Below are 10,085 nucleotides of genomic sequence, written 5' to 3'. Positions count from 1 at the left end.
AGCATCGGGACGATCTCGGCGACCGCGCTACACCACTATCCGGGACTCAACTTCGTCCTCCGTTTGCAACTCCTTCGACAGCAGTTGCGCACGGTCGAGGACATTGAGCTCAGCAAATTCCGCGCTGCTCACACCCGGCAGCTCCTTCTGACGAATTGCCTCGAGCAGGCTGTCCCATGACGGCAATCCGGCGGGAATGCTAACTCCCGCACCCAATAACAAGGAGGCTTCACCAGTTTGCAACCTATCTGCCAATTGCTGGACCTGTGGAGGGATGCCTGCACTCAACAAATGCCCCCGCCGAATCGATTGATACGCGGCGTAATCGGCAGCATTGGCAACTACAAATGCGATGTCGAAGTCGTATTTGTCAGCACATTCCACCGCAGTCTCGATCAACGCCTTGATGACATGGCCACGAACCATCCCCTGCCCACCTGAGCCGACCCCGAAGGTCGGCAAAGCAACGAGCGGTTTGACTCGACGACCTCCAGGTCGAATATCGGCAGATGCGATCGCGTCGAGAACCTCGTAAACGCCGTCCACCAGCCAGGACACCGATATGCGAGAAGCAACATTCAACAGCCATGCTGGCCGCCCATCCTTCGGAAATGAGCGCACCCTGTTGCCACCTGCCGGTGCACGTTCCACTGGACTCGTGAGGCCGAGCGCCGGCCACCAATGCTCACGAGGCACGAAGTTGCCGCTCGTCGACACGACCGCCGCATCCCAGTCCACTGATTCGAGACGTCCACGGACGACAAAAACATGACCAGCACCTGCATCATTCCCAGTCACACACACTCCCCACTCGTACCCATTACAGGTTCCGGGACACTACATGCTCACACTCCCGCTACGGTTTCGCGAGCCCAACGGTAGTCGGCCTTCCCACTGGGCGAGCGGAGGATGCTGGGTACCAGCACGATCGACCGGGGGATCTTGTACCCAGCCACGTGGGTGCGGCAGTGCTCCGACAATGATTCCGTCGCAACATCTTCGAACCCCGGTCGAACCTGCACGACAGCGGCAACCTTCTCACCGAATCGTGCGTCGGGCGCGCCCGCTACCAAAGCGTCGAAAACTGCCGGGTGAGTTTTGAGCGCCTGCTCCACTTCTTCGGGGTAGACCTTCTCGCCGCCGGAGTTGATGCACATCGAACCGCGCCCGAGCAGCACGATGGTTCCGTCGGCTTCCATCGTGCCCATGTCCCCGAGTACCGCCAGACGCACCCCGTCGACGACAGGAAAAGTTGCAGCAGTCTTGGCGGGGTCGTCGAAGTAGGCCACGGGGACATGGCCGGCCCTGGCGATGAAACCGGTTGTGCCCGAGCCTGGTTCGATGCGACGAAATTCGTCGTCGACAAGAATCATGTTGGGGTTGGATCGAATTCGCTTTGAACCGTCCTCACCGAATTCGACGACGCCGTCGTTGCCGGATTCCGAAGCACCGAAGGCATCCTTGATCACCAGTCCCGGTAATCGGGTTGTCAGTTCTGCCTTCAGGTTCGGGGAGAACAATGCGCCACCCGACCCGATCAGTTTGAGAGTCGAAAGGTCGTAGCGCCCTTCGCTTGCAGCGATGGCGTCGGCGATCGGCCGAGCAATCGCATCGCCGACGACGGTGATTCCGGTGATCTTCTCGGCCTCGACCAGTCGCAGCACTTCCATCGGATCGAAGCTGCGGGTCAACACTCGGGGCGCTCCCATGAGGAAAGCCGTGAGCAGTGAATAGATCGCGGCTCCATGCATGAGCGGCGGGATGAGTAGCAGCACAGTCGGATTGATGTTCGCCACCGCCGCATCCACAACCTCTTCGAGACTCCGACGCGGCGGCCCGCTGAGGTTCGCTCCGGACAGCGCGGCGAAGAAGAAGTCCTCGTGCCGCCACACCACGCCCTTGGGCATTCCGGTCGTGCCGCCGGTGTAGATGATGAAATGGTCGTCGTTGCTCCGCGGGCCGAAGTCGCGAGTATCAGTCTGCGCGGCAAGGGCGTTCTCATAGTCGTCGCCGACGATCAGCACGTGGGAGATCTCCGGACACTGCGGAACCACGGCCAATGCCGTCGGCGCGAATTCCTCTTCGACGAGTAATGCCACCATTTGAGAGTTGGTGTAGATGTACAGGAGTTCTGCATCGGTATAGCGGAAGTTGACGTTGATCGGCACTGCTCTGATCTTCAAGCAAGCCAGGAGCGCTTCGACGTACTCGACGCAGTTACGCATGTGAATACCGACGTGCTGCCCCGGCTCGACGCCGACGGACTGCAGATGATGTGCGAGTCGGTTCGATCGCAGTTCGAGTTCGGCGTAGTTCAACCGCGCGTCTTCCAGAATCAAGGGAACCCGATCGGGGATCGCATCGGCAACGGCCTCGAACAGATCGGCAATGTTCAGGGTCATCGAAATCCTCACTACACGCGTCTTCGCTTACCAGTACAGGTCTTTCGCGAAGCTAACACGTTGGTCGCACCCTGTAGTCCGAATTGCGTAGCGGTCCCGCTGAGCGAGACCTGACGCGCTGCTCACCTGGCATCAACGGTGCGGATACCTCTCTGACCAAGCCCGATAGCCGGAAGGTAGGGTAGCCTAATGCATTCACGCACCACTCTCCGGAGCCGCACGTCGGTCCGGGTCGCCATGCTTGCCCTGGCGACTGTTTTTGCCGCTACGGCCTGCGGTTCTTCCGACGCCGGCGGCAACGCAAACGGCAACACCGATGTCGCAACCGGCGGCAAGCTGTTCAGCACCGCCGACACGGAAACCGCGAAGCTCGGCAGCGATGCTGCGCCCGGCGAGTTCCCACGCACCATCACCCATGCTCTGGGCGAGACCACCCTCGAGGCCAAGCCGACCCGCGTCGTCGTCCTCGACAGTGGCGAACTCGACGAGGTCCTCTCGCTCGGGATCACCCCGGTCGGCATCGCCAGCCCGGAAAGTGCCGCCGGTCAGCCGTCGTACCTGGCTGACAAATTGGTCGGCGTCCCCGATGTCGGCACGACCAACAACCTCAACCTCGAGGCGATCACCGCACTGCAGCCAGATCTGATCCTCGGCAGCAAGTTGCGCCAGGACAAGCTTTACCCGCAGCTCGCGGCAATCGCGCCGACGGTCTTCAGCATCCGCCCCGGCTTCCCGTGGAAGGAGAACTTCCTCCTTGCCGGTGACGCACTCGGCGAGGAGACCAAGGCCGAGCAGGTTCTCAACGACTACCAGACGCACGCGGATCAGGTCCGCGAGTCGATCGACGGCTCCCCCACCATCTCACTGGTTCGCTTCATGTCCAGTCGGCTACGCCTGTACGGCAACCTGTCGTTCATCGGCGTCATCTTGAAGGACGTCGGCCTGCCACGCCCGGCGATCCAGGACATCAACGAGTTGGCCGTCGAGGTCAGCCCGGAAACGATCACCGAGGCAGAGGGTGACCGAATCTTCTACTCCAGCTACGGAAATCCCGCCGACACCGGTCAGACCACCGTTGTCGCCGGTCCGCTGTGGGCAAGCATGGACGCAGTCAAGGAAGGCCGCGCCACCGAGGTGAGTGACGAGACCTGGTTCCTGGGCCTCGGCCCGACAGGCGCAGGCCTGGTTCTCGACGACCTGCAGGCCAAGCTCGGCAAGTAGCCGTCACCGACACAGAAAACGCCGCCCGACTCTCCGGAGTCGGGCGGCTTTTTTGTTCAGCGGTTGTCCTGCTCGAGGTGTTCGTTCATCGTCGAGTGCAGGTCGACGAGAAATTCCTCGAATCGACTGAGCAGTTCGGGCGGGTATTTCTCCATCATGGCGTCGAGTCGCACGGCAAGTGGACCGAAGAACTCGTCCGCGAGGTCCTGCACATGCGCACTGCTGTGCAGCGTGACCACGCGACGGTCTGCATTCTCACGGGTCCGGACGATATGTCCCGCCTTCTCCAGGCGGTTGAGCAACGCGGTGGTTGCGCCCGACGTCAGCGAGATCCGCTCTCCGAGGCGGGCGGGCGAGAGCGGCGCCCCCTTCTCCTCGGCAGCTGTGATTTCCATCAAGGCAGTCGCGTCGGTGGAATGCAGGCCGAGCCACGACGCAAATCGATGACTGAATTCGGTGAACGTCCCACCGTACGCGCGGAATTCGTCCATCAGCCGCTCCCGCTCCACGGAGATGTCGCGCGGTGCTTCCACCCCGTGATCCCACCTTTCCTGTGCCAGACGGCGGCCGGTCGAGCCCAGCGCGCACGTTGACAACTTACCGCCTCAAATATACCTTCACTGTGAAGTTACTTCACAATGGAGGTTTATTCGTGAACATCTCACCCACCACTCGCAAGTGGTTGGGCCTGATCGCCATCGCACTCGGCGTGGCACTGATCGTCGTCGACACCACTATCGTCAACGTCATAGTTCCCTCGATCATCGAAGATCTCGGGATCAACTCCGTTCAGGCTCAATGGATCCAAGAGTCCTACGCAATCGTGTTCGCGGCGCTCCTGCTATTGGTCGGCAGAGTTGCGGACCTGGTCGGCGCCCGTCGTATCTTCATCGCCGGTGTCGTCGTGTTCGGCGCAACGAGCCTACTGGCCGGACTGGCACCGAACGGCGGCCTGCTCATCCTGGCGCGATTCCTGCAGGGCGCCGGCGCGGCCATGATCCTGCCCACCTCACTGTCGCTTCTGAACGCGATGTTCACAGGCAAAGCCCGCGGCCAGGCCTTCGCAGTCTGGGGTTCCACCATCGGTGCTGCCTCCGCCCTCGGCCCACTACTCGGCGGCTGGCTTGCCGAACATGCCTCATGGCGTTGGGCATTCGGCATCAATATTCCGCTTGCTGCGCTCATTCTGATCGGCGCGGTGCTGTTCATCGCGCCCTCACCCCGCACCGCTGGACGCATCGACGCCACCGGAGCGGCACTGTCCATCGCCGGCCTTGGCCTGCTCGCCTTCGGCCTCGTCGAGGGACGTACGTACGGGTGGCTGACGACGAAGGAACCCTTCGATCTGTTCGGCCTGTCGTGGTCCAGCGGACCGTCGCCGGTTCTGGTGGCGTTGGTTCTCGCCGTTCTGTCGCTCGGTGCGTTCGCCTACCGTCAAACCATGCTCACCCGCAGCGACGATCCGTCGCGGGCGCTGATGGACGTACGGCTGTTCTCCATCTCGTCGTTCCGCAACGGCAACATCGCGACGCTGATCATCGGGCTCGGCGAGTTCGGAATCGTTGCGGTGCTTCCCCTCTGGCTTCAGTTCACGCTCGGGTACAGCGCACTCCAGGCAGGGCTCGCGCTGGTTCCCATTGCCATCGGCAGCTTTGTCGCCAGTGGTGCGAGCTTCGGAATGGCGTCGAAGGTCTCGCCGTTGGGCTTGGTCCGTATCGGTTTGGCCCTCGAAGCGCTCGGTCTCGCCGGTCTCGGATTCATCGCTGCAACAGACAGCCCCTGGTGGACTATCGCCGCAGTGCTCTTCTTCTACGGCATCGGTGTCGGTTTTGCGACTGCGCAGGTGACCAACGTCGTGCTCGAGGAGATTCCCGAGCAGAGCGCCGGTCAAGGCTCCGGCATTCAGAGTGCGTTCCGCCAACTCGGATCCGCACTGGGCATCGCTGTCCTCACCACGGTCTTCTTCAGCACTCTCAATTCCACGCTGAACAACGACCTCACCGAGTCCGGTGTCGACCAAGCTCAGGCTGATCAGTTGACGCGTGCTGTCACCGACAGCGCGGGCGCCGCCATCGACTCGCTGGCCGGGTCACCGAGCACCGCTTTCGTCGCCGACGCTGCACAGTCTGCAATGACTCACGGGATCACACTCGGCGGATACCTTGCGGCCGGATTTGTCGTGGTCGGCCTGATCGCCACCGCGCTCATCCCGAACAAGCCTGCCCCGTCGACCGAGGAGGAAACAAAGGCAGCAGCCGACGCCTGACGGCCGGATCGGTGCAGTACGGTGCCGGTATGCGATTGCCCTGGTCACGGTCAGCACCGTCACGGTCAGCACGGTCACGTCAGCCTGCAACGGTGCTCAGCGCGGCCGACATCGTGGCCGTCCGTGAGCAAGCACGCGAATTGGTAGTCCCCGGGTTCGCGACGTTCGATGAAATCTGCGAAGCCGCCCGAGACTGTGTCGAGGGCGGTTTCGAGAACGATGAACTCGGCAGACAGATCGACGCAGTAGCGCGTGAGGTCTGGGACCGAAGGCTCGGGGAGCAGACCCAGTGGACGGGTCCCGGCGACTTCGAGCGCGTATCCGCCGCCTTCGCAGAACTCGAGCGCAACGGCATCGTGGCCCGCATGAACTTCACCTGCTGCATGCAGTGCGGCACTACCGAAATCGACGACGAACGCACGCCGTCCGAACCGGACGAGAACGGGTATCCCTTTGCTCAGTGGGCGTACACGTTCTTCCACATGCAAGATGCGGAGCGTCTCGGCGACGAGCCGTCCGATCTTTACCTGTCCTACAGTGCTTTTCGTCCAGCCCACGATCTCGATCCCGCGCTGGTCTCCGCCGCGTTCGGCGGCAACGAAACCGCCAAGGCACAGATGATCGCGCACACCGATCAGACCGTTGGGCGCCAGGTAGCCGACGCACTCCGAGCCCAGGGACTGAGCGTCGACTGGAACGGTGACAACAATCAGCGCATCCGCATCTCCGACGTGCGCTGGCGCAAACCACTACCGCAGTAAGAGATTCAGCTGGGTGGCAATACGCGGTCGATGAACGTATTGCTGAAGACGCGGTGCGGGTCGTGTTCGTCCAGAGTGGCGAGAGCGAAGTCCCAGTTCCCGTCGCCACCGGCACGGAAGGTGGCAGGCACTGTGCTGGTGAGGAATTCGTCGTCCTGGTACGCAGCTTGATCGGTGAATGCCCATCCCTTGGACCACTCCGGACGGAAAGTCGCGTAATCGCCGGAGTAGTTCGCGACCATCCACCGTTCCATCTCGCGAAGGAACGCGGGCAATCCCGCGGTGCCGGGAATCGAGACCACGTTCATCCAGATCGCCGTATCCCAGTCCTGACGATCTGCCCGGGGCCGCACCGCTGACAGATCCGGCACGCCGGCGCTGTCGACAAGGACTTCGCCACTGTCATCGACACCACATAGACGCACTTCGAACGGCATGTTGACGGGATACTGCCCCAGCGACGCGTAGTGCGTCATTCGCTCGTTCAACCAACTCGTCATCTCGTGGACGACTCGGCCGATGTTGGACCGCTTGGTGATCACCGCGCCGCCGCCCGCTACTACGCGCAACGTCGTGTGCCGCAGGTAGAACAGAACATCTTTTGACCAGCCCCACAGATCGTCGGTGTCGGTCAGCGCCAATCCTGCTGCTACAGCTCCGAACTGAGAGGCGCCGAACAGCGGTGTCGCAGCTTGAAGGCCCTGCGCCACCATCCCCAACGGGGTGGTGACTTCTTCGGGAATCGCGTCGGAGAAGAAGTAGTTGTACGGCCCGCTCACCTCTCGGGACTCCGGTGGTTTGACCGGGGTCGGCGTCCAGACCTTGAGCCACGGTGTTTGCGTGAACGGGAACCAGATCGCCTCCACCCGTCCGGATTTCTCGACAAAACTCTCGTAGGTACGCCCTGGCGAACCGGGAGCAGCAAAGAGTTCTTGCCACGGAATGTCGGTGAAACTCTGGCACCGCAGCCGATAATTCTCCCCGGCTTGCAGTGTCACGGGGGTGACGAAGGTTCGGCCCAGGTGAGTCAGGAAAGCCGTGATCTCGTCATCTGATCGGTGAAAAGTCTTAAGCCCGTATCGATTGCGGCCTTCGTCCCACGCCACCACCGTGATCTCGGTGATCAGATTGCTCAGCGAACCATACGATTGACCAGGGGTGATCGTCTCCCCCACCGCCGGATAGGTTGCCCCGTGAGCGCCGATCGCCAGCGCGCCGGCGATGGACAGCTCACCGATCGCCGGAGCGTTGGCCCAGCCGAGCCCCTCGCGCTCGAGCGCTGTCAGAATCGCTTCGATACTGGCGCCGGCGCCCGCCGTGACGGTTGCGGGCGTGCCGTGCTGCACCACAACCGAATTCAAGTTCGCCATCGTATCGACCAGCAGAACTCGATCCGAAGGCGCGCCGGGCACCACCGTCAACGGACTCCACCCGTGCATCGTTCCCTTCGCACGCACTGTGTACCCGTTGTCGAACGCCCAGTTGGCGAGGGTGACGACGTCGTCGCTGTGACGCGCCGTCGCCGTCCACACACTCTCGAGCATGATTTCTCGCGACCAGTTCGCGTATGCCTGCTGCGACAACGGAATGTCCGACGGAAATCCGGGCGGTGGCGCGATGGTCGATGCCGAGCCCCAGGGAACAGCTCCCGCCGGTGCCCAGGAAATACCCGCGAGAGCAGCTGCGCCGACACTCGCTGCGAGAAATCCGCGCCGGCTCACACCGTCTTCTCTCGAGCTGTGCTCCGCCTTGCGCTCTGCTTGATGCACCACTGCTCACTCCGTCAGCCGACTCGGTTCATGTCAGGGACGAACGTAGAACAAATATGATTACGATGCCAGTGGTTCCGTAATAAAAGATTTAGATGCTCACTGCACCATCGGAGCGAAGACGGCGTAGATCGCTTCCGGGGCGCCGTCGAAGGCACTGATGATCAACCAGGCAGTCAGGACCGTCAGCGCCGGCCCGATTAGAATCTTCTCGAGGTTCCCACCTGCGCGGATGGACAGAAATGACGGCAGCCGTTGTTCCCACCACCGCTTGCCGCCGAGCGGAATCAGGGGCGCGAGAAACGGCACCCCTTCCTTGGTGATCGCATCGCCGAGACAGTGTGTGGCGCAGCCCAGTGCCACTGCAACACCTAGCCCGGTGGATCCGGCCTCACTCGGATACCACTGCCAAGTGAGGGCCGAGAGCACCAACGCAACGGCGGAGACCGCGAGCCAACCCTTCTCCTTGGCCAATTCACCCGCCAATCCTCGGATCGCCAACCCGAGGCAGAAGAACAGCGTGATGATGATGGCGGGCTTCCCGAACTGAACAACCAGCGCCGAGACCCCGGCACCAAGACCGGCGGCAAACAGTGCGGTGTGCGTGAGCGTCCGATGCCCACCACGACGCTTGCCGTCCTTCTTGCCTTTGGTGATGCGGTAGAAGGTCACCGAAATTGCGTCGATACCTTTGGCCAGCGCTTTGCTGAGCGGACCGAATGATCGGGAAACCGTCGACTGACCGGTATCGAGGTCGGGAAGCAAGGCGGCTCCCGCGCACACACCGGCAAAGGTCAAGGTTTCAGCGGTGGATGTGGGCCCTCCCCAATCGAGAGGCAACAACTCTGCAACCACCAACCCCACAGCAGCACCGGACATCGCGTGGGTGGGGCCCATGACCATGAAACACAACACCTTTCGAAACGCGCCCCGCATCAGGCCGTACCGGACCCTCTGCAAGACACCACACACATGACGCCGTCGGCGACGGCCCCGGCATGCTCGCCGAGACCGCCCCGAACGTAGCAAGTGCTACCGACAGGGTTGACCAACCTCCGGACCCGGTTGAGTACGGCCGTACCGTTCCAGGTCAAAGCGGTTCATGCGGAGCTTTTTTCGCTCGTCAGCCCGCAGCAACCGCGCATGACAGGGCAACGCCTTCCTCCAGCGGAGCGACGCCTGCCATGTTGAGCACCTCTGCCGGAACACCCTCGATCGCCGGAGCCCATTCGACGGTCGGCAACGCCGGCACCCCTTCACGCGCAATGAATGTCGCGGCGTCGCCAGGGACTTCGATCGTGATTGCGGCTGTACCCGCCTCCTCGGCGCGCACAACCTTGCCCTCGTCGATGAGCTTCTGCAGTTCCTCGTCGGAAATCGGCGTCGCGGCACCACACGCTACTTCCGGTGCCACACCCGCCTCTGACGGAGCGGTCGCGATCGATCGCACCGCCACCGGCGACCCTTCGGAAATCGGGTTGGAAGCCCAGGCGATTCCCGGCGCCACGGCCATACCGAGGACCGCCACCGACGCCACCACCACACCGGTCCGGCTGGCCCGCTTGCCGTTCACTTTCAATCGCGTCATCGTTGTTCTCCTTGATCGAACGTTCTCGAATTCTCGGCGCGGTCGCATCCGAGAAACCCGAGGTTATGAAGCCAACAC

General features: G+C 62.3%; 9 protein-coding genes. 3 read left to right on the top strand and 6 right to left on the bottom strand.

Annotated features, from left to right (window positions below):
- Window positions 1-27: 27 nt before the first annotated feature.
- On the bottom strand, window positions 28-798 hold the full coding sequence (locus H7C86_RS20740) for a hypothetical protein (protein ID WP_182262161.1): 771 nt from the start codon (window positions 796-798) through the stop codon (window positions 28-30).
- 47 nt (window positions 799-845) lie between these two features.
- Window positions 846-2,402 carry an acyl-CoA synthetase gene (locus H7C86_RS20735; protein WP_030535686.1) on the bottom strand — a complete coding sequence of 519 codons (1,557 nt, stop codon included), beginning with the start codon at window positions 2,400-2,402 and terminating at the stop codon, window positions 846-848.
- Between the two features lie 189 nt (window positions 2,403-2,591).
- On the opposite strand from H7C86_RS20735, the gene H7C86_RS20730 reads away from it, so the two are divergent.
- Window positions 2,592-3,623: an ABC transporter substrate-binding protein gene (locus tag H7C86_RS20730; protein WP_182262160.1), complete on the top strand. Its 1,032-nt coding sequence runs from the start codon at window positions 2,592-2,594 to the stop codon at window positions 3,621-3,623.
- A 56-nt stretch (window positions 3,624-3,679) separates the two neighbouring features.
- On the opposite strand, the gene H7C86_RS20725 is transcribed toward H7C86_RS20730, so the two are convergent.
- Entirely contained in the window at window positions 3,680-4,156 is a 477-nt protein-coding gene (locus tag H7C86_RS20725; protein ID WP_020905958.1) for a MarR family winged helix-turn-helix transcriptional regulator, read from the bottom strand.
- Window positions 4,157-4,275: 119 nt separating this feature from the next.
- Here H7C86_RS20725 and H7C86_RS20720 point away from each other — a divergent pair, with 119 nt between their 5' ends.
- Together H7C86_RS20720 and H7C86_RS20715 are read left to right on the top strand one after the other, a co-directional pair.
- Entirely contained in the window at window positions 4,276-5,889 is a 1,614-nt protein-coding gene (locus H7C86_RS20720; protein WP_029254323.1) for a DHA2 family efflux MFS transporter permease subunit, read from the top strand.
- Between the two features lie 92 nt (window positions 5,890-5,981).
- Window positions 5,982-6,650 (top strand): DUF6891 domain-containing protein, encoded by a 669-nt coding sequence (locus H7C86_RS20715; protein WP_182262159.1) that lies wholly within the window; start codon window positions 5,982-5,984, stop codon window positions 6,648-6,650.
- A gap of 5 nt (window positions 6,651-6,655) precedes the next feature.
- Here H7C86_RS20715 and H7C86_RS20710 read toward each other — a convergent pair whose 3' ends face one another.
- The 3 genes from H7C86_RS20710 to H7C86_RS20700 form a co-directional block, all read right to left on the bottom strand.
- Window positions 6,656-8,422: a cholesterol oxidase substrate-binding domain-containing protein gene (locus H7C86_RS20710; protein ID WP_182262158.1), complete on the bottom strand. Its 1,767-nt coding sequence runs from the start codon at window positions 8,420-8,422 to the stop codon at window positions 6,656-6,658.
- Between the two features lie 96 nt (window positions 8,423-8,518).
- Complete coding sequence (locus H7C86_RS20705) at window positions 8,519-9,322, bottom strand: metal-dependent hydrolase (RefSeq protein ID WP_007732353.1); 804 nt, start codon at window positions 9,320-9,322, stop codon at window positions 8,519-8,521.
- Between the two features lie 220 nt (window positions 9,323-9,542).
- Window positions 9,543-10,007, bottom strand: coding sequence for a hypothetical protein (locus H7C86_RS20700; protein WP_029254320.1), 465 nt, complete (start codon window positions 10,005-10,007; stop codon window positions 9,543-9,545).
- Window positions 10,008-10,085: the final 78 nt, after the last annotated feature.

The organism is Rhodococcus sp. UFZ-B548 (assembly GCF_903819475.1).
Classification (GTDB): Bacteria; Actinomycetota; Actinomycetes; order Mycobacteriales; family Mycobacteriaceae; genus Rhodococcus_F; species Rhodococcus_F erythropolis.
This window is presented reverse-complemented; position numbering and strand designations above follow the sequence as displayed.